This is a genomic window from Qipengyuania pacifica (assembly GCF_019857205.1).
GTDB classification, from domain to species: domain Bacteria; phylum Pseudomonadota; class Alphaproteobacteria; order Sphingomonadales; family Sphingomonadaceae; genus Qipengyuania; species Qipengyuania pacifica.
Genome location: NZ_JAHWXO010000001.1, coordinates 145,601 through 169,696, shown reverse-complemented (window position 1 = coordinate 169,696; position 24,096 = coordinate 145,601). Strand labels below are relative to the sequence as shown.

General features: G+C 62.1%; 23 protein-coding genes. 14 read left to right on the top strand and 9 right to left on the bottom strand.

The genetic code is table 11. The annotated features are described in order from the left end of the window. Positions 1-8: 8 nt before the first annotated feature. The 7 genes from KYK83_RS00905 to KYK83_RS00875 form a co-directional block, all read right to left on the bottom strand. Positions 9-1,601 carry a cisplatin damage response ATP-dependent DNA ligase gene (locus KYK83_RS00905; RefSeq protein WP_222826874.1) on the bottom strand — a complete coding sequence of 531 codons (1,593 nt, stop codon included), beginning with the start codon at positions 1,599-1,601 and terminating at the stop codon, positions 9-11. 4 nt (positions 1,602-1,605) lie between these two features. Next, a complete protein-coding gene (locus KYK83_RS00900) occupies positions 1,606-2,643 on the bottom strand; it encodes an OmpA family protein (protein ID WP_222826873.1) in 1,038 nt (345 codons plus the stop codon). 66 nt (positions 2,644-2,709) lie between these two features. Beyond that, positions 2,710-3,717, bottom strand: coding sequence for a ligase-associated DNA damage response exonuclease (locus KYK83_RS00895; protein ID WP_222826872.1), 1,008 nt, complete (start codon positions 3,715-3,717; stop codon positions 2,710-2,712). 48 nt (positions 3,718-3,765) lie between these two features. After that, positions 3,766-5,271: an ABC transporter permease gene (locus KYK83_RS00890; RefSeq protein WP_222826871.1), complete on the bottom strand. Its 1,506-nt coding sequence runs from the start codon at positions 5,269-5,271 to the stop codon at positions 3,766-3,768. After that, complete coding sequence (locus KYK83_RS00885) at positions 5,271-6,209, bottom strand: ABC transporter ATP-binding protein (RefSeq protein ID WP_222826870.1); 939 nt, start codon at positions 6,207-6,209, stop codon at positions 5,271-5,273. Before KYK83_RS00885 ends, KYK83_RS00890 begins: the two co-directional genes overlap by 1 nt. Before the next feature lie 232 nt (positions 6,210-6,441). Continuing rightward, positions 6,442-8,826: an ATP-dependent Clp protease ATP-binding subunit ClpA gene (gene clpA, locus KYK83_RS00880; protein ID WP_222826869.1), complete on the bottom strand. Its 2,385-nt coding sequence runs from the start codon at positions 8,824-8,826 to the stop codon at positions 6,442-6,444. 129 nt (positions 8,827-8,955) lie between these two features. Continuing rightward, complete coding sequence (locus tag KYK83_RS00875; RefSeq protein ID WP_222826868.1) at positions 8,956-9,156, bottom strand: DUF1192 family protein; 201 nt, start codon at positions 9,154-9,156, stop codon at positions 8,956-8,958. An 83-nt stretch (positions 9,157-9,239) separates the two neighbouring features. On the opposite strand from KYK83_RS00875, the gene KYK83_RS00870 reads away from it, so the two are divergent. The 5 genes from KYK83_RS00870 (at position 9,240) to KYK83_RS00850 (ending at position 14,948) form a co-directional block, all read left to right on the top strand. After that, positions 9,240-10,277, top strand: coding sequence for an NAD(P)H-quinone oxidoreductase (locus KYK83_RS00870; RefSeq protein WP_248284177.1), 1,038 nt, complete (start codon positions 9,240-9,242; stop codon positions 10,275-10,277). 100 nt (positions 10,278-10,377) lie between these two features. Next, positions 10,378-11,262: a UDP-2,3-diacylglucosamine diphosphatase gene (locus KYK83_RS00865; RefSeq protein ID WP_103024699.1), complete on the top strand. Its 885-nt coding sequence runs from the start codon at positions 10,378-10,380 to the stop codon at positions 11,260-11,262. Continuing rightward, positions 11,259-12,341, top strand: coding sequence for a glycosyltransferase family 4 protein (locus KYK83_RS00860; RefSeq protein WP_222826867.1), 1,083 nt, complete (start codon positions 11,259-11,261; stop codon positions 12,339-12,341). Before KYK83_RS00865 ends, KYK83_RS00860 begins: the two co-directional genes overlap by 4 nt. A 103-nt stretch (positions 12,342-12,444) precedes the next feature. Then, positions 12,445-13,179, top strand: a complete 735-nt coding sequence (locus KYK83_RS00855) for a DUF1013 domain-containing protein (protein ID WP_103024697.1) — start codon at positions 12,445-12,447, stop codon at positions 13,177-13,179. Positions 13,180-13,274: 95 nt separating this feature from the next. Then, the gene (locus KYK83_RS00850) at positions 13,275-14,948 is read left to right on the top strand and encodes a long-chain-fatty-acid--CoA ligase (RefSeq protein ID WP_222826866.1); all 1,674 of its coding nucleotides are present in this window, start codon (positions 13,275-13,277) and stop codon (positions 14,946-14,948) included. A 106-nt stretch (positions 14,949-15,054) separates the two neighbouring features. Here KYK83_RS00850 and KYK83_RS00845 read toward each other — a convergent pair whose 3' ends face one another. Together KYK83_RS00845 and KYK83_RS00840 are read right to left on the bottom strand one after the other, a co-directional pair. Next, a complete protein-coding gene (locus tag KYK83_RS00845; RefSeq protein WP_222826865.1) occupies positions 15,055-15,444 on the bottom strand; it encodes a bactofilin family protein in 390 nt (129 codons plus the stop codon). A gap of 16 nt (positions 15,445-15,460) precedes the next feature. After that, the gene (locus KYK83_RS00840; RefSeq protein ID WP_430298937.1) at positions 15,461-16,618 is read right to left on the bottom strand and encodes a M23 family metallopeptidase; all 1,158 of its coding nucleotides are present in this window, start codon (positions 16,616-16,618) and stop codon (positions 15,461-15,463) included. Positions 16,619-16,870: 252 nt separating this feature from the next. Here KYK83_RS00840 and KYK83_RS00835 point away from each other — a divergent pair, with 252 nt between their 5' ends. The 9 genes from KYK83_RS00835 (at position 16,871) to wecB (ending at position 24,091) form a co-directional block, all read left to right on the top strand. Continuing rightward, positions 16,871-17,536: a nicotinate-nucleotide adenylyltransferase gene (locus KYK83_RS00835; RefSeq protein ID WP_222826864.1), complete on the top strand. Its 666-nt coding sequence runs from the start codon at positions 16,871-16,873 to the stop codon at positions 17,534-17,536. Positions 17,537-17,593: 57 nt separating this feature from the next. Beyond that, positions 17,594-18,013 (top strand): ribosome silencing factor, encoded by a 420-nt coding sequence (gene rsfS, locus KYK83_RS00830; RefSeq protein ID WP_103024693.1) that lies wholly within the window; start codon positions 17,594-17,596, stop codon positions 18,011-18,013. A 132-nt stretch (positions 18,014-18,145) separates the two neighbouring features. Continuing rightward, positions 18,146-18,568: a 23S rRNA (pseudouridine(1915)-N(3))-methyltransferase RlmH gene (locus tag KYK83_RS00825; protein WP_222827137.1), complete on the top strand. Its 423-nt coding sequence runs from the start codon at positions 18,146-18,148 to the stop codon at positions 18,566-18,568. 18 nt (positions 18,569-18,586) lie between these two features. After that, entirely contained in the window at positions 18,587-19,798 is a 1,212-nt protein-coding gene (locus KYK83_RS00820) for a murein hydrolase activator EnvC family protein (protein WP_222826863.1), read from the top strand. Positions 19,799-19,901: 103 nt separating this feature from the next. After that, entirely contained in the window at positions 19,902-21,242 is a 1,341-nt protein-coding gene (locus KYK83_RS00815) for a S41 family peptidase (RefSeq protein WP_196847303.1), read from the top strand. 16 nt (positions 21,243-21,258) lie between these two features. Then, entirely contained in the window at positions 21,259-21,735 is a 477-nt protein-coding gene (locus KYK83_RS00810) for a disulfide bond formation protein B (RefSeq protein WP_222826862.1), read from the top strand. Then, a complete protein-coding gene (locus tag KYK83_RS00805; RefSeq protein WP_196847305.1) occupies positions 21,732-22,259 on the top strand; it encodes a demethoxyubiquinone hydroxylase family protein in 528 nt (175 codons plus the stop codon). The genes KYK83_RS00810 and KYK83_RS00805 overlap by 4 nt, the downstream gene beginning before the upstream one ends. A 90-nt stretch (positions 22,260-22,349) precedes the next feature. After that, a complete protein-coding gene (locus KYK83_RS00800) occupies positions 22,350-22,922 on the top strand; it encodes a hypothetical protein (protein WP_222826861.1) in 573 nt (190 codons plus the stop codon). 41 nt (positions 22,923-22,963) lie between these two features. Further along, complete coding sequence (gene wecB / locus KYK83_RS00795; RefSeq protein WP_222826860.1) at positions 22,964-24,091, top strand: non-hydrolyzing UDP-N-acetylglucosamine 2-epimerase; 1,128 nt, start codon at positions 22,964-22,966, stop codon at positions 24,089-24,091. Positions 24,092-24,096 lie beyond the last annotated feature (5 nt).

Here is a 24,096-nt window from a genome sequence, read left to right as displayed (position 1 = left end):
GTTTGAAATCAATCCTTGATCAGCGCCTTCAGCGCTTCGATGCGATCGGCTTCGTGCGGCGGTTTGTCCCAGCGGATGCGGTGAATGCGGGGAAATCGCATGGCCAGGCCGGATTTGTGGCGCTTGCTGTCATGCACGCTGTCGAAGGCAACTTCGAAGACCAGGCTCTTGTCCGTTTCGCGTACCGGCCCGAAGCGGTTGACCGTGTTCTGCCGCACATGGCGATCTAGCTTCTTCAGTTCCTCGTCCGTAAAACCGGAATAGGCCTTGCCGACCGGGAGGAGATCCGCCCCGGCATCGGGATCGCCGTCCCAGCATCCGAAGGTGTAATCGGAATAGAAACTCGATCGCTTGCCGCTGCCGCGCTGGGCATACATCAGCACGCAATCCACCAGCAGGGGATCGCGCTTCCACTTGTACCAATATCCCACGCGGCGTCCGGCGATATAGGGGCTGTCCTTGCGTTTCAGCATCAGCCCTTCGATGGCGTCGTCCCGGCTGCCTTCGCGGATTTCGCCCAGATGTTCGAAATCGCGCGCGTCGACCACCCGGCTGAGGTCGAAATGGCTTTCGGGCAGGCGATCCATCAGTTTTTCCAAGCTTTGGCGTCGCTTGGTCCAAGGCAGGGCGCGCAGATCTTCGCCGTCGAGAAGCAGCACGTCGTAAAGCCGCACGAACGCGGGTGCTTCGGCCAGCATCTTCTTGGACACCGTCTTGCGGCCGAGTCGCTGTTGCAGCGCGTTGAAGCTGGCTGCGCCCCCTTCTTTCCCACCCTGATGCGTTCCGCGCACCAGCAGTTCACCATCGAGAACGGCGGGAAAGGGCAGCACATCGAGCAGTTCGGGGAAGGTTGCGGAGATATCGTCGCCCGAGCGGGAGAACAGTTTCGTTTCGTCCCCCGCCCGTACCAATTGCACGCGGATACCGTCCCATTTCCATTCCGCCGCATAATCCGCCAGATCCAGCACCGTTTCTTCGAGCGGGTGGGCCAGCATGAAGGGGCGGAAGGTCGGCAGGTTCGCCATGTCGGGCGGCGCTTCGCCATGGGCGGCCCAGTCGAACAGTTCGGGGTAGGGCGGGGCGAGGCCGTGCCAATATTCCTCCACCTCGTCGACCGAGACGTCGAAAGCCTGCGCAAAGGCAGTCTTGGATAGGCGGCTGGAAACGCCGATCCGCATACCCCCGGTGGCGAGTTTGAGCAGGGCGTAGCGGCCGGATGCGTCGAGCCGGTCGAGCAGCCGGGGCAGTTCGGTGACGACGGTCTTGCGGTTCATCGCTTCGAGCAGTTCGACCGTTTCGGTCACGCCCGGGGGCGAGGGGGGATGTTCGGGCGCGGGCCACAACAGGCTGGCCGTTTCCGCGGTATCGCCCACAAAATCGCGGCTCAGCGTCCATAGCACCGGATCGATCCGATCCTTGAGCAGATTGCGGATGGTGGAAGATTTGACGGCCGAAAAATCCAGCCCGTCGGACAGGGCGGCCAGTGCCCAGCCGCGATCGGGATTGGGCGTCGCCTGAAGATATTCGGCTATCAGCCGCAGTTTCTCGTTGCGGCTGCGCGTATAGACCAGCGCATCGATAAGGGCGGCGAACTGCTCCAAGCCGTCAGCTCTTGGCTATGACCACTTCGACGCGGCGGTTCTTCTGCATGCCACTGGCATTTTCCTTCCCGTCCGGCGTCATGTTCTGCGCCACCGGCCGGCTTTCGCCTAGGCCCTTTACGGTCATCCGGTCTGCCGGGACCTGGCGCACATCCTTCAGATAGTCGCGGACCGCCTGCGCCCGCCGTTCGGACAGACGCTGATTGTAGGCATCGTCGCCCTGGCTGTCGGTATGGCCTTCCACGGCCACCTTGGCCGAGGAATCGGATTTGATCAGTTCAGCCAGCTTGTCGAGCGTGGGCCGGGCGGCAGCGCGGATTTCGGCCTTGTCCGTATCGAACAGGACGTCGCCGGGCAGCGACACGAGCGTACCGCGATCGGTTTCCTTCGCTTCCAGTTCGGAGCGCAGCGTGGAGACCGAACTGGCCGATCGCGCGGACGCGCCCGGCGCGGAGCCGATCAGCCGAAGCGAACTAGATTTTTTTTTTGCTCCGTCTTCGGTGAAGGCGGCGCTGGTCAGCTGCATCGGAATGCGGAAGCCCGGATAACGCGAATCGTCGTCTTCCAGATACTTTGCTTCGTTGAAGAAGAGAGTTGCGGGCCCACCCTGGCTCAGACGGCCCTTGAAGACGAGTTCTGCCCGAACCTGCTGGCCGGGAGGAATCTCGAGCCTTTCGTTATTGGCGGGGGCCTGGACTTCGAGCTTTCCGCCATCCGGACCGAACAGATAGGCGCCGCCGAAGCCGTTCAGCGTCACCGGAAAATCGGCGCCATTGTTGATCGTCATGGTGACCAGCGTTTCGGTAGGCGTTGCGCGGATCGATTCGAGCGCGATGCTGGTGCCGGTGGGGTGCGTCTGTTCGATATCGAGCGGCATTGCTTCGCCATCGGCATATAGCGCGCCATCGTCGGAGGCGGATGCTTCGTCAGCCTGATCGCTTGTCGAAATGGTGGAGCCTTCGGCCTGGTTGTCGTCTTCCTTTACCGAACAACCGGCCACCAGAGTTGCGGCCATCGATAGTGTTGCCAACGTCTTACGCATCGCAATCTCCCTTTTTCGCCTTACGCGAATGGTTGGAAAAACTGTCGAACCGCGTGCTCGTTCCGGTCAATCGTCCTCGTCCTCGTAGCCGACCATGGCAAGCGCGCGTGCGCGCTTCTGGTGCAACTGGCACCAGCGCAGCAGGGCATCCTCGCGCCCATGGGTGATCCAGTTCTCCTGCGCGCCGACTTCCTGGATCGTGCGGGTAAGCTCGCCCCAGTCGGCATGATCGGAAATGATCAGCGGCAGTTCGACATTGCGCTGGCGCGCGCGCTGGCGAATGCGCATCCAGCCGCTGGCCATGGCGGTGATCGGTTCGGGCAGACGGCGCGACCAGCGATCGTTCAGGGCCGACGGCGGGCAGATGACGATCGATCCGCGCATATCGTCCTTGGCATGATCGGCAACCAGTCGCAGCTCGCCGAGGTCGATCCCGTGTTCTTCATAGAGCCGGCACATCTTTTCCATCGCGCCGTGGAGATAGATCGGGTCCCTGTGCCCCGCGCGCCGCAATTCGGCGATGACACGCTGCGCCTTGCCCAGAGCGTAGGCGCCGACCAGCACGCAACTGTCCGGGTGCGCGGCGAGGCGATCGAGCAGCTTGGCCATCTCGTCCTTGATCGGCGGATGGCAGAAGACCGGCAGGCCGAACGTCGCTTCGGTGATGAAGATGTCGCACGGTGTGACTTCGAAAGGCGGGCAGGTGGGGTCGTGGCGTCGCTTGTAATCGCCGGTGACGATCACGCGCTCTCCCGCATGTTCGAGGAGGATCTGCGCGCTGCCGAGGACGTGCCCTGCCGGAATATAGGTCGCATCGACGCCGCCGGGGAGGCGGATGGTCTCGCCATAGGCGACTGGCGTCGCTCCGTCGCGAGTCGCGTAGCGCAACTCCATGATGGCCAGTGTCTCGGGTGTGGCGACGGTCTGCCCATGCCCGCCGCGCGCATGATCGGCATGGCCGTGAGTCACCAGCGCCCGGTCGACCGCGCGGCTGGGATCGACCCAGCAATCGGCAGGGACGATATGAATACCGTGCGGTTCGGGCTTGATCCAGGAGAAGGGGGCGGCGGCCATCCCCGATTCAAGCGCGGGAACGCACAAGCGTTCCCGCGTAGGTGCCCGCTATCGAGCAGGAGACGCGCGCAGACGCTCGATAACGCGCTTCAGGCTTGGTTTCTGGCCGGTGGACAGCAGGCTGGCCCGGAACAGTCGGCCGATCAGCACCAGCTCGATTACGATGGCACCGGCAAGCAGCACGCCCGAACCGACCATTTCCCACCACTCGATGCCCATGCCGAGGCGCGCCAGTACGGTGAACGGCGTCCATAGCGGAACCCAGGTGAGAACCTGTACGATCCAGCCCGAATTACCCGCCAGGATCGCCTGAATCAGGAAGGTCACCGGCAGCAGGATCAGGAGCATTACGGGCATGAGGTAGCCTTGCGCCTCGCTCATCGAATCGACCATCGCGCCGATTGCCACGAACAGGGCTGAAATCGCGATATATCCGGCGATGAAGAAAAACAGGATCGCAGCGATGATGCCGGGGCTGGAGACCGGATCGAGCGCGGGGCGGATCATATCCGATATCGCGCCCTGCGTCGCATAAGCGGCAACGCCTGCACAGGCGCCCCAGACGAGGATCATCAGCAGACCGACGCTGAGCGAGCCCAGGAGCTTGCCGTACATGAGGTCTTCCGGTCGAATACAGGCAAGCAGCGATTCGAGGAGCTTGTTTGAGCGCTCCTCCACCGAGCCCTGCAGCATCCAGCTGCCCGAGAGCATCAGGCTCATCACGAGGATATAGGCGAGGGCCAGCGGCACGATCGAGCGTACCAGCAAAGCCTCGCGCGCGCCGCCGCCGGGAGGAGGTGTATCGACCGCGATGACGGGGGCTGCGCTCTGCACGGCCGCCGCATTCGCAGGTGAGACGCCCTGAGCGGCCAACAGGCGCGCCCGCAGATCGGTTGTCAGCACTTCCTGCATGGTAGTGACGAAGCTGCCGCGGGGCTGGTTGGCGGAGAAGAGCTGGATACGCGGATCGGCGGGGTAATTCTCGCCGATCAGAACAACGATTTCCGGGGAAGTATCGTCATCTGCATCGAACAGGGCACGGGCCTCGGTACCGAAATCCTCTCCCCTTGCGGCAGAGAGTTCTGCTGACGGAGCGGAAAAGGCATAGGCGGGCGGATCGGGCTCGAATTGGGGGACGCCCTCTGGCCGGACGGCAGCGATCTTTTCAAGAGCGGCGTCCAGCCCGCCCGCACGCTCGAACGCCGCGATGTCCGCGTCGGTATACCAGCGGTCATATTGTGCCCAGCTTGCTTTCGGATCGGCCTGTTCCAGTCCGTAGCGCTGGACGTAGCGCGACAGGTCGCGCAGCAGCCATTGGGCATCTTCGGCCGCAAACCGCGCCTCCAGCGCCTGCGCCGCGCCGCCCCCTGACCGATCCACCACAGTCACCCGGGTTGGTTCATCGTCATCCAAACTCTCGGCAAAGATCGGCCCGAGCGCGAATGCGACGGGCAGGATCAGCAGCGTGAGCCAGAAGCTCTTCATCTTGAGGATCTGCCGAATTTCCCGACCGGCTACCAGCAGCACATTATTCATGTCGATCGACGGGCTCATCAGGCGGCCTCCCTTTCCATCGCCGCTTGATCGGGATCCGCCCCAACCAACTGAACAAACACATCGTGCAGGCTCGCCCGGTGTTCGTCCCAGCGGCGTAGGGCAATCGCATTGGCACTGCAGTGTTCGAGGACCGAAGCGGGATCGACGCCATCGGATAGATGCAGGGTCCAGTCGTGCCAGCCATCGCCATGTGCCTCGCCCCGTTCGGCGCGGGCGACGCCGGGGATCAGCGAAAGATCCGATTTGGCCATGGCGACCAGCCGCGCGGGCAAGGCCGCGCGCGCTTCATCCAGCGTGCCTTCGAACCGCTTACGGCCCTTGCGCAGCAGCAGCAGGCGATCGCACAGGCGCTCGGCGTGCTGCATCACATGGGTCGAGAAGATCACCGCTGCGCCCCGATCGGATGCGCGCAGGATTTCGTTTTCCAGCAGCCCCTGGTTCACCGGGTCGAGACCTGAAAACGGCTCGTCCAGCATCAGCAGTTCGGGATCGTTGACGAGCGAAGTGGCAAGCTGGACCTTCTGGGCCATCCCTTTCGACATGTCGCCGATATCGCTCTTGGCGCGGTCGGCGAGATCGAATCGGGAAAGAAGTTCCATTCCGCGATTACGGGCATCGGCGGGCTTCATCCCCTTCAGTCGTCCGAAATACACGATCGTGTCGATCGCGCTCATTCCGGTGTACAAGCCACGCTCTTCCGGGAGGAACCCGACGGCTTGCGCATTGCGTCGGTCGGGCGGGCTGCCCAGCACACTGATCGTCCCTGACGTCGGACGGATGATGTCGAGCACCATGCGCAAGGTCGTTGTCTTGCCGGCGCCGTTACCACCGAGAAATCCGAAAATCTCGCCTGGGGAAACCGAGAACGACAGGTCGTCGACAGCGACCACGCCTTCGAACCGCTTGATCAGATTGGATATTTTGAGAACCGACATGCACTCCCCCCGACTATGTACCGGTAGGGCGTAAGTGAAGCTGTCCACCTTCACAAGCGTGGCTCGGTGAACGATCAACAGAGCCCCATCGAGGGGTCTCGCTAGCTGGTATTTGCGCCGAAAAAATTCCCGACGGCCCGCCCTCGGAAGATATTTACCCAATGACCGTCGCGGATAGAAAAAAGGGCACCGACCGTTCCCGGTGGTGCCCCTTCATCGATTGCAGGCTTGATTAGCCCTTGGTTTCGTCGGCGCCTTCCGGCGTATCGGCTTCGGGTTTTTTCGGAGCCGACTTGCGTTTCGGGGCCTTTTTCCTGGCCGCTGGTTTTTTCTTCGCCTTGGGCGGGGCGGGGGTCAGTTCGAAGGACGGTTTGCCGTCTTTCATCGTTACCGACACCTCGCCGCCATCGGCCAGTTTGCCGAACAGCAGTTCTTCGGCGAGAGGCTGCTTGATCTTTTCCTGGATCAACCGGCCCATCGGACGGGCTCCATAGAGGCGGTCGTAACCCTTGTCCGCCAGCCAGGACCGGCTTTCCTTGTCGAACTGGATGTCGACATTCTGTTCTGCCAGCTGGAGTTCGAGCTGGAGAATGAACTTGTCGACCACGCGGCCCACCGTCGATTTGCCGAGATAGGCAAACGGCACGATCGCATCGAGACGATTGCGGAATTCCGGTGTGAACATCCGCTTCACCGCTTCTTCGCTCGCATCTTCCTTGCTGACATCGCCGAAGCCGATACCGCTGCGCGCCATGTCGGCTGCCCCGGCATTGGTGGTCATGATCAGCACGACATTGCGGAAATCGACCGTCTTGCCGTGATGATCCGTCAGGCGGCCATTATCCATGACCTGCAACAGTATGTTGAAGAGATCCGGATGCGCCTTTTCGATTTCGTCGAGCAGCAGCACGCAATGCGGGTTCTGGTCGACTGCATCGGTCAGCAAACCGCCCTGATCGTAGCCGACATAGCCCGGAGGCGCACCGATCAGCCGCGAAACGCTGTGACGCTCCATATATTCGGACATATCGAAGCGCTTGAGTTCGATCCCCATGATGGAGGCAAGCTGGCGGGCGACCTCGGTCTTGCCGACGCCGGTGGGGCCGGAGAACAGGAAAGAGCCGATCGGCTTGTCTGGATCCCGCAGCCCTGCACGGCTGAGCTTCATCGCGGTGGACAGCTTGTGCACCGCCGCATCCTGCCCGAAAACCACATGCTTCAGGTCGCGTTCGAGATTCTCGAGCGCCTTCTTGTCGTCGCTCGATACCGACTTGGGGGGAATGCGCGCCATGGTCGCGATAACCGCTTCGATTTCCCTGGCGGTGATCTTCTTCTTGCGGCGGCTGGGCGCCACGAGCATCTGCATTGCGCCGACTTCGTCGATCACGTCGATCGCCTTGTCGGGCAGTTTGCGATCATTGATGTAGCGCGCCGACAATTCCACCGCCGTTTTCAGCGCATCGACCGTGTAGGTCACCTTGTGGTGATCCTGGAATGCGGACTTCAGACCCTTCAGGATCTTGATCGTATCCTCGATCGTGGGTTCGTTTACATCGATCTTCTGGAAGCGCCGCAGCAGGGCGCGGTCCTTTTCGAAGTGATTGCGGAATTCCTTGTAGGTGGTCGATCCGATGCAGCGGATCGCACCGCTGGACAATGCGGGCTTGAGCAGGTTCGAGGCGTCCATCGCCCCGCCGCTGGTCGCACCGGCACCGATCACGGTGTGGATTTCGTCGATGAACAGGATCGCTTCGGGCATGCCTTCGAGTTCGTTCACGACCTGTTTGAGCCGTTCTTCGAAGTCGCCGCGATAGCGGGTACCGGCAAGCAGAGCGCCCATGTCGAGCGAATAGATCACTGCATCCTGCAGCACTTCGGGCACGTCGCCTTCCACGATCTTGCGGGCGAGACCTTCGGCGATCGCCGTTTTGCCGACACCCGGATCGCCGACATACAGCGGATTGTTCTTGCTGCGGCGGCAGAGAATCTGGACGGTGCGGTCGACTTCGGGTCCGCGGCCGATCAGCGGATCGATCCGCCCGTCTTCGGCCTTCTTGTTGAGATTGACGGTGAACTGGTCGAGCGCGGTTTCCTTCTTGCCCTTTTCGCCGGCCTTTTCCTCGGCCTGCGATTCGCCGCCTTCCGCGCCGTCGGGCGGCCGGTTTTCGATCTGCTTGCCGCCCTTGCCGATGCCGTGGCTGATGAAACTGACCGCATCGAGCCGGCTCATGTCCTGCTGCTGCAGGAAATAGACGGCGTAGCTGTCGCGTTCGGAAAACAGGGCGACGAGTACGTTGGCCCCGGTCACCGTATCCTTGCCGGAAGACTGCACATGCAGGATCGCGCGCTGGATGACGCGCTGGAAACCGGCGGTCGGCTGCGGGTCGGCGCTCTCGTCCGACTGCAGCGACTGATATTCCTGTTCGAGATACTGCTTCACCACGGCCGTCAGTTCGCTCAGATCGACGCCGCACGCATTCATCACCTGCGCGGCATCGTCATCGTCGATGAGCGCGAGAAGGAGATGCTCCAGAGTCGCGTACTCGTGATGGCGCTCGCCTGCGTCGGTGAGCGCTGCGTGGAGGGTCTTTTCGAGGTTGGCTGCAAAGCTGGGCATTCAGTTGTCTTTCTTGGGCGACTCGCTTGGGGCGAACTGGAAACAGCCTACGGGCCGGAGGTTAGCCATTGCTGTATGCATGGCGAATATGGGTGCGGAGCCGGAAAATATCAGCCCCCGCATCGCCAACTATTCCTTTCGCCCGAACAACGCTTCTGCCGCATCGCGGTGGGCAGCGGCGGAGAGGCGGTGTTTCTCGACGCGGACGATTTCGGATTCGAGAAACCTGATCCGCTCCTGCAGTTCGTCCTGCGAATAAGGGCCGAGGTCTTCGGTGGCGAGTTTGCTCGCGGCATCGCCTCGGGGGCGTGGACGGTCATCGTCATCCATCGATTGGCAATCTCGCAAGGATGCCCGGTTGCTGTCAACGGGTACGAACGGTATTGCACCGCAAAAGTGGCAGTAGCGCCACTATGACCAGACAGATAACGGGGGCGCGAGTGGCAGCAGATTTGCCCGAGACGATGACCGCAATGGGCTTTGACGATCCGGGAGGCCCGGATGTTTTGCGTCCCGAAACATTGCCGGTGCCCGAACCGGGCGAGAATCAGGTTCTCATCCGCGTTTCCCATGCCGGCATCAACCGGCCCGATGTGATCCAGCGGCAGGGCTTCTACCCGCCGCCGCCGGGCGCTTCGCCCATTCCTGGACTCGAAGTGTCAGGCACGGTGGTGGCCGTCGGCGAGGGCGCAGCGCCCGAACTGATCAATCGGCCGGTCTGCGCGCTGGTGTCGGGCGGCGGCTATGCCGAATATTGCCTCGCCCATTCGGCCCATTGCCTCCACGTTCCCGAAACGATGAGCATGGCCACCGCTGCGGCCATTCCGGAAACGCTGTTCACGGTGTGGCACAACGTCTTCGAACGCGGCTGGGCGAGCGATGGCGACACGCTGCTCGTGCATGGCGGCACCAGCGGGATCGGCACCATGGCGATCCAGCTCGCCAAGGCATTCGACATCACGGTGATCGCAACCGCGGGGAGCGAGGAAAAGTGCCAGGCGATCCGCGACCTCGGGGCGGATCTCGCCATCAATTACAAAAGCCAGGACTTCGTGGAGGAGGTCAAGGCCTTCACCGGCGGCAAGGGCGTCAATGTGGTGCTGGACATGGTGTCGGGCGACTATGTGGCGCGCAATATCGAATGCCTGGCCGATGATGGGCGCCATGTGACCATCGCCGTGCTGGGCGGCCTCAAGGCCGAAATCAACATGGCGACCGTGATGCGCAAGCGCCTGTCGCTGACCGGCTCCACGCTTCGGCCGCGCTCCGACGATTTCAAGGCCCTGCTGGCCGACGAGATCCACAATCACGCTTGGCCTCTGTTCGAGGATGGCACCATCGCGCCCGTCATGGACAAGACTTTCCCGCTGACCGAAGCGGGGGCGGCCCATGCCCGTATGGAAGGCGGCGATCACATCGGAAAGATCGTGCTGGAGGTCGCCGAAGGCTGACGCGCAATCGTCGCAATGTCGCCATTCCGTAACGGCACTGTGAATCGCCTGTAACAATCATGGGCTAGGGCATACCCGACAGTGATCGGGGGTCTGGCCCATGAACGATTTGCCCAAACACTTCGACGCCGCCCACAAGGTGGCGAATTTTCCATCGATCAGGCCCAGCGTGCCGGAGCGCACGCTGGGGGAACGGCGCCGCTTCCGCACGATCTGGATAAGCGACGTCCATCTCGGCACCAAGGGGTGCAACCACGAACTGCTGATCGACTTTCTCGACCACACCGACAGCGAAACCATGTATCTGGTCGGCGACATCATCGATGGCTGGCGGCTGAAGAAGAAGTTTTACTGGCCGGCCGAACATAACGACATCGTGTGGCGCATTCTCAAGCGCGCCAAGCGCGGTACGCGCATCGTCTATATCCCGGGCAATCACGACGAGATGATCCGCCCCTTCGCCGGCATGAACTTCGGCGGGGTGGAGATCATGCGTGCCGCCTTCCACGAAACCGCCGACGGTCGGCGCCTGATGGTGCTGCACGGCGATGAATTCGATACCATCATGCTGGCGCATCGCTGGCTCGCCTTCATCGGCGATGCCGCATATCACCTGATGATGAAGCTCAACAATTGGGTGGCCAGCCTGCGCAAACGGCTGGGCCTGCCCTATTGGTCCATTTCCCGCGCGGCCAAGCACAAGGTCAAGAACGCGGTCGAGTTCATTTCCAAATACGAGGAAGTGGTTGCCCGCGCAGCCGCCGAACGCGGCGTCGACGGGGTGGTATGCGGCCACATTCACACCGCGGAATTTCGCGACTTCGACGGCGTCGAATACTGGAACGACGGCGATTGGGTCGAAGGATGCAATGCACTGGTCGAACATTTCGACGGAAGCATGGAAATCCTCAACTGGCCCGAAGAAGTCGCGCGGCGCGACGCCGGGCGTCATGACGTCGCCGTGACGGTGCCCGAGGCTGCATGACCCTGATGCAATCCATTCCCGGGCCGGCCCGGTCGATTGCTCCCCAGACCCCGCAGCGCATCGCCATCGTCACCGATGCCTGGCACCCGCAGATGAACGGTGTCGTGCGCACGCTGACGACGACGTGCGAGCAATTGCGGGAGGATGGCCACGAGGTGATTGTGGTCTCTCCCGATCAGTTCGCCAGCATTCCCTGTCCGACCTACCCGGAAATCCGCCTTGCCTTCACCAGGCCGGGGGCTGTCGCCAGTCTTCTGCGATCCTTCGCGCCGGAGGCCATCCATATCGCTACCGAAGGCCCGCTCGGCATGACGGCACGGCGCTATTGTGCCAGGCATTCGATCTGCTTCACCACGGCCTATCATACGCAATTTCCGGATTATCTGGCGAAACGCACGCGCCTGCCCGCGCAATGGTTCTGGCGCTATATCCAGTGGTTCCACCGCCCGGCGAAACGGGTGCTCGTCGCTACAGAAAGTATCAGCGACGAACTGCGCGCGCATGGCCTGACACGCCTCCATCGCTGGAGCCGCGGGGTCGACCTGTCCTGCTTTACGCCCGACGCGCCGCCGCCGCCCGAATTCGCCGATCTCCCCAAGCCGATCCAGCTCTATGTCGGCCGGGTCGCCGTGGAAAAGAACATCGAGGCATTTCTTGCAGGCAGCTATCCCGGCACCAGGGTGGTGGTCGGCGATGGTCCGGCGCTGGCTTCCCTGAAGGCGCGATATCCCGATGCGCATTTCCTCGGGCGCCGCACGGGCCGCGAACTGGCCGGCTGTTATGCGGCAGCCGACGTCTTCGTCTTCCCCAGCCGAACGGATACGTTCGGCCTCGTGATGATAGAGGCGCTGGCCTGCGGCACGCCGGTTGCCGCCTATCCCGTGGCAGGGCCATGCGACATCATAACGGACGATGTCGGTGCAATGTGCGAAGATCTCGACCGCGCCATAGCCGCGGCGCTGTTCTGTGACCGGAAGGCCTGCGCTGCCTATGGTGCGGGCTTTACCTGGGCTAGTGCGACAGGGCAGTTTCTGAACGGTCTCGCCGCGTTCGACGCGGAAGAACTGCCCATCGTCTAGCGAAACGCTTGCCGAATCCGGGACTGTCGCCTACATCGGCAAGGTAACGGCCGTCCCGCGAGGGGCGGCCCTTCTATTTTCGGATACGAGAAAAGGCACATTCATGGCCGACCAACCCAAACCGCTGATGCCGCATGCGACCGCCACCTGGCTGGTCGACAATACCGGCCTCTCCTTCGAACAGATCGCCGAATTCTGCGGTCTGCACATCCTCGAAGTACAGGCCATGGCCGACGATCTGGCGGGCAGCAAATATACCGGGCGCGATCCCGTCCATTCGGGCGAACTGACGCTGGCCGAAATCGAAAAGGGCCAGGCGGACAGCGACTATCGCCTGAAGATGCAGCGCGCACCGGTGGCAGTCAGCCGGACCAAGGGGCCGCGCTACACCCCCGTTTCCAAGCGTCAGGACAAGCCCGACGGCATCGCCTGGATCCTTCGCAATCATCCGGAAATCTCGGATGCGCAGATCGGCAAGCTGATTGGTACCACCCGCAATACCATCGGCGCCATCCGCGAACGCAGCCATTGGAACATCCAGAACATCCAGCCCAAGGATCCGGTTACGCTGGGCCTTTGTTCGCAGCGTGAACTCGACGCCGTCGTTGCCAAGGCCGCGAAAAACCTGCCGGTCAGCGAAGAAGAAGACGATGCGCTGCCCGTTGAGGTCAAGGGTTCGAGCGATCGGGAAAAGCTGATCGAAGAACTGCGCGCCGAACGCGATGCCAACGAAAAGGCCGCTGCCGAAGCCGCGCAGGAAGCGGAAGCGGCAGCCTGGCTCGAAGCGAAACGCGTGTCGCAGGAAGCCGGCGAAGGCGAGCCTACCGACGAAGCCTGAGCTCGTCTTTCTGAAGAGTTGACGAAGGCGGGGGAAGCAGCGGCTTCTCCCGCCTTTTTGCTTGCCTTTATAGCACAATACTCCATGCTACTGACATGGATGTAAGCAAGCTGCCGAACCATCACCCGACTGCATGGGATACGCATTTCGAAGCGATGTCCCTGCCCGATATGTTCGGGCGCAGCGCCAAGGCATCGCCGCAGGCACCGCTGCTGCATTTTCTCGGGCGTACCTATCGATATTCCGAACTCTATGCCGATGCGCAGGCATTTTCACGCGCGCTGCACGCACGCGGTATCGGCGAAGGGGATCGCGTCGGCCTGTTTCTGCCCAATGTGCCGAGCTACGTCGCTGCCTATTACGGAGCGATGATGGCCGGTGCGGTGGTGGTCAATTTCTCTCCACTCTACACGGTGGACGAACTCGCGCAGCAGGTGGCGGATTCGGGCACGCGGCTTCTGGTGACCGTCGATGTGCCTGAACTCTATGCCACCGCCACCAAGGTGCTGCGCGGATCGGCGCTCGAAACTCTGGTTGTCAGCTCGCTGGCGAAGATGCTGCCGACGCTGAAGGGAATTGCGCTGCGGCTCTTCGCGCGTAGCAAGGTTGCCAGGGTCGACTATGGTCGTGACATTCTACGCTGGAACGACTTGCTCGACGAAGGGGCGCGGCTGGAGGGCGGCGTTGCTGCGCAAGATCCCCACGCGCTGGCGCTTCTGCAATATACCGGCGGGACAACCGGGACCCCGAAAGGGGCCATGCTCACCCATGCGAATCTGTCCATCAACGCCCAGCAGACTGCGGGCCTGAACCCGTTTGGCGATCCGGCAGGCGAAGTCCTCATGGGGGCGCTGCCCTTCTTCCATGTTTTCGCCAATACCACGCTCCTCAACCATGCCGTGCTGACCGGCGCGTCGATCGCCATGGTCCCGCGCTTCGAAACCAGACAGGTCCTCGAAACCATCGAAAAATACGGCGCAACCGGGTTTCCGGGCGTGCCGACCATGTTCCAGGCACTGGTCGATCATCCCGATCTGGCCAAGACGGATCTCTCGACGCTTAAGGTCTGCATATCGGGCGGCGCACCGCTGCCCGGGCCATTGCGCGAGAAATTCGAAGCGGCCACCGGCGTGCGGCTGGTCGAAGGATATGGCCTGACCGAAAGCTCCGGTGTGGTTTCGGCCAATCCTTACGAAGGCATGCGCAAGCCGGGCACGATCGGACAGGTCGTGATGCGCACCGAAGTCCTTCTGCTCGACAAGGAAGATCCCACAGTCATCGCACCCGACGGGGAGCCGGGCGAACTGGCGATCAACGGCCCGCAGGTGATGCAGGGCTATTGGAACAGGCCCGAAGCGGCAAAGGACGTATTCGTCGAACACCACGGCAAAAGCTGGCTGCGCACCGGCGATGTGGCGACGCTGGATGAAGACGGCTTTCTGGAAATCGTCGATCGCATCAAGGACATGATCGCCGTGGGCGGATTCAAGGTGTTTCCCAGCCAGGTCGAAGACGTCCTGCTCGAACATGAAGCCGTCAAGGAAGCGCTCGTGATCGGGCGGCCCGATGGGTATCGCGGCGAAGTGCCCGTGGCCTATGTCACGCTTGAAAACGGGGGTGAGGCAACCGGGCCACAGCTACGTGAATGGCTCAATGCGCGTGTCGGCAAGCATGAACGCGTTGCCGAAGTCGTCATACGGGACGAACTGCCCAAGACGATGATCGGCAAACTCGATCGCAAGGCATTGCGGGCCGAAGTCCTCGACTGACGCGTCGCCAACCGTAAATCCGCGCTGACGCGTGTCTGCGGTCAGATAAGAAAAGGCCGCCCCACGTCTGCGCGGGCGGCCTTTCTGCTTTTTGGGAAATAAGGTCTCAGCCGGCGACGGTGAGCTCGGGCTTTGTGCCACCTTGCGGGGTTGCGGCCGCCTTGGCTTTCGTATCGCGGTGGGCGAACCGGCCTTCGACCTGGGCTCCCTGTTCGATGGTCAGCGCGTCGTAGAAAACGTCGCCCATGATCCGCGCGGATTTCAGGATTACCAGTTCGCGTGCGGTGATCGATCCCTCGACAGTGCCCGCCAGCCGGGCTGACTCGGCCTTGATCGCGCCTTTAACGGTGCTGGTTTCGCCCTGCACCAGAGAGGAACAGGCGATGTCGCCTTCGACCGAACCATCGATGTGCAGATCGGCCGATGCCTGGATGTCGCCGGTGATCGTCAGATCGGACCCGAGGACGGAGAAGGTGGAATTGCTCTTGCTGGCCATACGATCTCTTCCCGGATTAGCTGGCGGAGTCGAGCTGGGAAGTTCGTCGGATTTCTTCGAGAACATGGGGGGCTGTCTCCAGAAAGGTGCGCGGATTGACCGCGCGGTTGTTGATTCGCACCTCGAAGTGCAGGTGCGGGCCGGTGGAGCGGCCGGTAGACCCGATCGCACCGATCGTCTGCCCGGCTTCGACCGTCTGACCGACCTTCGCGTTGAATTTCGACATATGGGCGTAACGGGTCATCAGCCCGTTACCGTGGCTGATTTCCACCACATTGCCATAGCCCGACTTGCGACCGACAAAGCTGATGCGGCCATCGGATGCGGCGTAGATCGGCGTACCTGTCGGCCCGCGGAAATCGAGACCCTTGTGCATGGCGGCGACGCCGGTGAACGGGTCGCGGCGATAGCCGTAGCTCGATGTTACCATCTGGACATTGGCCGGGGCGACCTGCGGTACGCCGTCAAGGCCGCGCTCGAGCGCATCCATACGGGCAATCGAAAGACCGAGACGTTCGAAGCGCGGATCGATGGTATCGCCGGCACCGGTCGTCAATTTCTCGAGCGGACCACCCATCGCGCCGCGATCGGCATTGCGGATCATCGAATCGGGATTGAGGCCCAGTTTCTTGAGCGCGGCTGCGGCGCGCTGTGAACGCCAGTCGGCATAACGCGTAAGGCCTTCGACAAAAGCCAGCTGACGCGCTTCGATCCGCGCCAGCCGTCCGGCTTCGGGAATGGATACGCTGACCTTGTCCACCATAGCCGCCGCTTCACCCGACGAATCGCTGACGTTCTGTACCGCTTTCACGTCCTCTGGCAGCGAGGCGACCATGTCTTCGATGAATTCCTGCCGTTTGACGAGGTCGCTGGCGACGGCGTCGATATCGTTGCGATAGGCGTCCACGCGCTCGGTCGCAGTTGCCACCTTCGCTTCGCGGTCCAGCAATGACAGCCGGTCGGCGGTGGCGCGATATTGGGTCCAGCCCGCAACGGCCATCGATGTCATCCAGATAACGAAGACGGCCAGCGCAATAGCGGCGGCCGTCATCTGCAATCTCGACGATATGGTGATGAAGCGGACCTGGCCTTCCGACCGCATGAAAAATTCGCGGTCCGGGAACCAGCCGCGCACACGATTCCCCAAGCCAGTGGTGGCAAATGGTTTGCTCAAAACGACCCGTCCCTTATGGTCTTTAACGTCCCGGGCGTGTCGCTAGCGAAAGATGTTAATGAAATCGAATCGAGGTTCCCGAAGAATCCACGAGTCGAACCCTGAACGGGACGAGTCGTTTCGCCGCGCACAAATTTTCGAACGAGTGCGGGAACTAAACCCCATGCCTTTGCTTTTCGCTCCCCATCGATTCGCTGGGCGCAGGGCTGTTTTTCGCTCGCATGTGTTTCCTGAACGAGACAGGCTCCCGGTTTGACCGGCATCAACAAACGGATCGGCCTGCTGGGTGGCAGCTTCAATCCGGCACATGGCGCCCATCGTCGTATTTCGCTGTTCGCGCTGCGCTCGCTGCGGCTCGATGAGATCTGGTGGCTGGTATCCCCCGGCAATCCGCTCAAACCGGCAGAAGGGATGGCGCCGCTCGCCGCCCGTGTGCTCTCGGCGATGGCGCAAGCGAAACGGGCGCGTATCCGCGTGACGGCGATCGAACGCGAACTGGGCACGCGGTACACCGCGGACACATTGCGAGCCCTCACGCGGCGATACCCCAAACGGGAGTTCGTCTGGCTGATGGGCTCGGACAATCTGGCGCAGTTCCATCGCTGGCGCGACTGGCGCGGCATTGCACGCACGATGCCGATTGCGGTTATCGCCAGGCCCGGCTATGATGCTGCTGCTATCGCGAGCCCCGCGATGGCCTGGCTGAGGCGCTTTTCCGTACCTCTTCCCAGCTTTGTGAATAGGGGCGAATGGAGCGCACCGGCACTGGTGACATTGCGTTTCGATCCCGATGAAAGATCGGCCACGGCCATCCGCCGTGCTGATCCCGATTGGGCTTTACGCTATGCCGGGCCGTCTCCGAGGGACCAGCTGACGCATCGAAGGATACCGTCCGGGGAGGAAACCACCGCGCCATGATGCGCGTTGTATCCTTCATGGCCCAAGCCTCTCAAATCAGGAGTAACATATTCGCCTATGACTCAGGCGCAAACCAGCCCGGCTTCGTCCGGGACTGCTTCGGCAAAGGTGATTGCCTTGGCTGATGCAAAATCCGATCCGCTGCTCAAGCTTGTGCTTGAACAGCTCGATGACGATCAGGCTCAGGAAGTCGTGACCATCGATCTCGAAGGGAAAAGCTCCATTGCCGATCACATGGTGATCGCATCGGGCCGCTCGACCCGTCAGGTCGCCGCGATGGCTCAGAAGCTTGCCGAAAAGGTGAAGCAGGAAGGCTTTGGTCCGGTTAAGCTCGAAGGGCTGCCTGCTGCCGACTGGGTGCTGATCGATGCAGGCGATGTCGTCGTCCACATCTTCCGCCCGGAGGTTCGCAGCTTCTACAATCTGGAGCGTATGTGGGCATTCGGTGATGCGCCGCCCGTCGCCGGGATGGCGTAATCATTTTCCCGTTCTCGAGATAGAGAGCGGGGGCCTTAGACCGTCCTCGAGAAATGGCTCCGCGCGGGCCCTTACCTTGGCTTTGCCGGGATCGACCGAGCCGAGCCTGCCACCATTTCGGGAGCGTTGATCATTCTGCTTCATGTCATCGCTCGCGGGAAAATTGCGCGCTCGCCAGAGGCGGAGTTGGTGGCACGCTATGAGAAGCGGCTGACATGGCCGGTGAAATTCACCGAACTGCCCGAAACCGGGGGCCGCATTCCCGAGCCGCAAACGCCGTACAAGACCGTCCTGCTCGATGAGCGCGGGAAAGATCTCCCGTCCGAAGATCTGGCGGACATTCTCGGACGCTGGCGGGACGACGGTATGCGCGAATGCCGCTTCATACTGGGCGCCGCCGACGGGCATTCGGAAGACGAGCGCCGCCAGGCCGACTTGCTCCTGGCTTTCGGCAAAGCGACCTGGCCGCACCTGCTTGCTCGTGCCATGCTGGCGGAGCAACTCTACCGCGCTACGACCATCATTGCCGGTCACCCCTATCATCGCAGCGGCTGATCGGGCAGGACGGACGCCATGAGGTGCCGCTTCGCCGTCATTGCTGCATTTGCCGTCGCAGGTCTGTTGGGCCTGCCTGCGATTGCGCAGGCACCCTCTCGGTTCGACAGCGCGGATGAAGCGCGCGCGGCGCTCGATGCTGCGCGCCAGCAGCAGCGCAACGCCCGCGCGCGCAGCGAAAGACTGGAACGCGAGGCGGCCAGTTCGCGCGAGACTTCGGCCAAGGCCCGCGCCGATGCGGCTGCTCTGGCCGCGAGGGTGCAGCAGGCAGAGGCATCGATTGCTGCTGCCGAAGCCCGTCTGGCGCTTACCGATCGCGAAAGGCGACTGCTGGATCGGCGCCTGTCTGCGCGGCGGGCTCCGCTCGTTCGCCTGACCGGGGCGCTCCAGTCGATGTCGCGCCGCCCGTTGGCGTTATCCGCGCTCCAATCCGGTTCATTGCGCGACCTCGTCTATACGCGCGCCGTGCTCGACAGCACGATACCTGTAATTCGCAACCGCACAGCGGCATTGCGGGGAGATCTCGACAGAGCCAAATCGCTTCAGGCCGAAGCACGCCAGGCGGTGGCCGATCGGCGCGACAGCGAAGCCGCCCTGATCCAGCGCCGCAAGCAACTCACGGCCTTGGCGGAAAGCGAACGCCTGAAGGCAAGACGCGCTGCCGGTGGTGCCGATCGTGAAGCGCAGCGGGCCCTGGTCCTGGCGGAACAGGCGATCGATCTCGATCAACTCGTAGGGCGGCTCGAAGTGGCCGGATCGCTCCGCACGCAGCTTGCTGCTTTGCCGGGGCCATTGCCGCGGCCCGCCGATCCACGGATGGCGCGCGTTTCTTCTGCCCCGTCGCCGCGGCCAAGCGCCACTGAACCGCCCACGCAGTACCAATTGCCGGTCGCGGGCAAGATCGCGGCCGGTTTCGGAGAGGCAGCGGCCAGCGGACAACGGCAGACGGGGATTGTATTGTCGGCGCGCCCACGCGCGCTGATCGTCGCCCCGGGCGCGGGCAGGATTGCGTTTGCCGGCCCTTATCGGGGATTCGGTAGGATCGTGATTGTCGAGCATGCAAATGGGTGGATCAGCCTCGTGACGGGTCTCGGGACGCTCGATGTCGATGTGGGGCAAAATGTGGGTGCAGGGTCGCCGCTCGGCCTTGCACCGACAGCGCCGGGCGAGGTCACCCTTGAGCTCAGGCAGAATGGGGAACCGGTGAACCCGCTCGACCATTTGCGGTGACACGCTGGCGATAAATCGCTCCATGCCGGGTTGGTAGCAATGCTCATCTGGCATTCAGCGCAGACAGACTATAGATTGCGCGCCCAAAGGAGTTGTTCCGCCAATGAAATTCGCCGCCCTGGCCCGTTCGGCCGCCCTCGTGACCGCCGTGGCGCTAATCCCTGCGACTACCGCCAGCCTTGCGCAGGTCGATGGCCGTGCCGGTCCCGAATTCGCCAAGGTTCTGGCGGTGTATCAGCGCATCAAGGCCAGTTATGTGGAGCCGGTCGAAGACGACGTGCTCATTCGCGGCATGATCGATGGCATGCTGTCCTCGCTCGATCCGCACTCCGGCTATCTCGACGGCAGCGATCTCCAGCGCCTCGAAACAATGATCGACGGTAATTATTCCGGCCTCGGACTTTCCGTTGTCGAGGACGATGGTGCCGTGAAGATCATCTCGCCGTTCCGCGGCAGCCCCGCCGACAAGGCCGGTCTCAAGGCGGGCGACTACATCACTCATCTCGATGGCAAGTTCATCGTTGGCCAGTCGCTCGATGAGGCAGTGGCGCAGATGCGGGGTCCCGAAGGTTCGTCGATCCAGCTGACGATATTCCGGCCCGGTCGGGATGAACCTTTCGATGTGTCGGTGACTCGCGGCGTGATCGAGCTCGAGCCGGTCACCTGGGAGCTTGAGGATGGCAATATCGGCCACATCATGGTCAATGAATTTTCGCGCGATGTTGGCAGCGATGTGTTCGGCGCATGGGAAGACCTTCAGAAGAACGCTACGGGCCGACTGAACGGCCTGGTGCTCGACCTGCGCTCCAATCCAGGCGGTTCGCTGGATGAGGCGGTCGCGCTATCCGACCTCTTCCTCAGCGACGGCCGTATCGTCTCTCAGCGCGGCCGGGCGCGGGGCGAAAACATTTCCTACGATGCGGAAACGGTCTTCCGCGGCGATATCGCCGAGGGTCTGCCCATCGTCGTGCTGATCGATGCCGGTTCGGCTTCGGCCTCCGAAATCGTCGCCGGGGCGCTGCAGGATCATCGCCGGGCCGTCGTCATGGGGCAACGCAGCTTCGGCAAGGGCAGCGTTCAGTCGTTGCTGCCGCTCGGCAATGATGCCGCGCTCAAGCTCACGACGGCGCGCTATTACACTCCCTCGGGCCACTCGGTTCAGGAAGGCGGGATCACGCCCGATATCGCTGTGCCGCAGCTTTCCGATCCCGATCTGGCAAAGCGCGCACGTTTCCAGATGCGCGAATCGGACCTGCGCGGGCACCTGGTCAACGAAATCGGTCTTGCCGACGAGGCGATCGAAAAGGACATGCGCGAAGACCCGCGTTTCCAACAGACCGCCGAAGAGCTGAAGGAAAAGGGTATCGAGGATTTCCAGCTGCATTACGCACTGGAAACACTGCGCCGTACCAGCCCCAAGAGCATTGCCGCCCGCGCCAAATAAGGTACACCGCGGCTCCATGAGCCTTTCGCAGCACGTTCGTCTCGCCCGCGTCCTGGCGCTCGCCGTTCCAGCCTTGCTGCTGGGCGGCGCCTATCTGTCGCAATATGGTTTCGGGCTATATCCTTGCGAGATGTGCTGGTGGCAGCGCTGGCCACATTTCGCCGCCGTGGCGCTTGCTTTGATGGCTTATGCCATTGCCCCAGTTCGTTTGTGGACCGGTCTTGCCGCTTTGGCCATTCTGATTTCGGGCGGGATCGGGCTGTTTCATGCGGGCGTCGAATATGGCTGGTGGCAGGGTGTGACATCCTGTGCGGTGGTGACGGGGGGCGGCACAGGCAACGCGCTAGACGACATCATGAACACGCCGCTGGTCCGATGTGACGAGCCTGCGTGGACCCTCTTCGGCATCAGCCTGGCGGGATTTAATTTCCTCATCTCGACTGTGGCGGGGCTCTCCATTCTGGCGCTGCTTGGCAAGGACCGACGTGTATGACAGCTGTTCCCGACCATATCGAACGTATGATTCGCGTCGATCAGGCAGGCGAATTTGGCGCCACCCGCATTTACGCGGGACAATTGGCGGTCATGGGCGACCGTGGCCCGCACTCTGCCGAAATCGCAGGAATGGCCGAACAGGAGGCTGGTCACCGGGCGAAGTTCGATGCGCTCATGGCCGAACGCGGTGTCCGCCCGACGGTGCTTCAGCCCTTCTGGGACAGGGCAGGGTTTGCCCTGGGCGCAGTTACCGCCCTGATCGGACCGGAAGCCGCCATGGCCTGCACCGCGGCAATCGAAACCGAAATCGACGAACATTATTCGAAGCAGCTCGACCGCCTCCACGAGACCGGCGAGGATCCCGAACTCGCGGGAATGATCGAGCAATTTCGCGATGACGAGCGCGAACATCGTGATGCCGCACTAGCCGCCGGAGCGGAACGCGCTCCAGCCTATCCGCTGCTTTCCGGGCTGATTCGATTGGGGTGCCGGACTGCAATCCGTATCTCCGAACGCGTATAACGGGAACCGGCAGGGCCCGGCGCGCGCTTCATAGACAGTTCACCCCGCAGAGCGCTAAGCTCTGCGTACCTATTCGCCGAGAGGACGACCATGTCGAAGCCCCTGATTGCCATCGCCAGCCTTGCGCTTGCTTCCCCCCTAGCTGCACAGGAGCAGGTACCGGAAGCGTCGGATGACAATTACAATATGGTCATCGTCTATGGCGATGATGAATGTCCGCAAAGCACGGCGGATCAGATCGTCGTCTGCGCGCGCAAGGCGGAGAGCGAGCGGTACCGCATTCCTGAAAATCTCCGCTTTTCGGACAGCCCCGATAACAAAGCCTGGGCCGAACGCGTAGAGAGCTTCGAAATGGCTGGGGCGTTCGGAATCATGTCTTGCTCGCCAACGGGCGCCGGCGGCTTCACCGGTTGTACGCAGCAGATGATCGACGCTGCTTATGCCGACAAGGCGAACAACGCCGGTGTGCGCTTCGGTGAAATCATCGCGGCAGAGCGTGCCAAGCGTCTTTCGACGATCGATGAAGACGCCGCCTCTGAGCAGGAACGCGTCGAAATGATCGAGCGTGACTACATGGAACGCCTCGAACGCGAGCGTGCCGCCGAAACGCCGGACGCCTCCGCGTTACCCCAACCGAGCACCAGTGAAGAAGACCCGCTGTAATTTCTATCGCCATTTAACCTTTTGCGGGTAGGCATGCGCGCATGACCGCGCGCCAGAAAATCCTCACCGTCTTCGGCACTCGACCCGAAGCGATCAAACTGTTTCCCGTGATTCACGCCTTGGCCGACGATGCGCGATTCAAAAGCCGCGTCTGCATTTCCGCTCAGCATCGCGAAATGCTGGACTTGGTGCTGGATATCACGGGTGTCATCCCTGACCACGATCTCGATTTGATGCAGCCGGGCCAGACCCTCGATGAGCTGACCGCACGTGCTCTGCTCGAAATCGGCAAAGTGCTTGATGACGAACAGCCTGATTGGGTGGTGGTGCAGGGCGACACGACCACGGTCTTGGCGGGGGCACTTGCCGCCTATTACCGCAAGATCCCGGTTTGCCATGTCGAGGCAGGCCTGCGCAGTGGCGATATCTACCAGCCATGGCCGGAGGAGGTTAACCGACGTGCAGTCGGGACCTTTGCCACCCTCCATTGTGCGCCGACAGCGACCGCGCAGGCGGCCTTATGGCGTGAGAGCGTCGACCCGAAGAGCGTGCATGTGACCGGGAATACGGTCATAGACGCTCTGCATTGGGTCACGAAACATGCCCAGGCGCACCCGGAAATTGCCTCCGGTCTTGCTTCGCTGGAATCCCGCTTCGCCGGCAAACGCATAATCGGCGTAGCGAGCCATCGCCGCGAGAATTTCGGTGACGGGATGAGGAGCATAGCTCGAGCTGTTGCACGGATCGCCGCGCGACCCGATGTGGCGGTCATCTTTCCCGTGCATCTCAATCCGAACGTCCGGGCAGTTATGAACGATGAGCTCAGTGGGCTCGACAATGTCGCTTTGATCGATCCGCTCGACTATCCGCATTTTGCGCGTTTGCTCGATATCAGCCATCTGATGCTTACCGACAGCGGGGGCGTTCAGGAAGAAGCGCCCGCGTTGGGAAAGCCGGTGCTGGTCATGCGCGAAACCACCGAACGGCCCGAAGGCGTGGAAGCCGGAACGGCCAGGTTGGTGGGCACAGACACAGATAAGATTGTCTACGAGACCGAACGGCTGCTTGACGACGACGCGGCTTATTCGGCCATGGCCCGTGCACATAATCCTTTTGGCGATGGGCACTCGGCAGGAAGGATCATCGACCTTCTGGTGCCACGGAAATAGCCGTT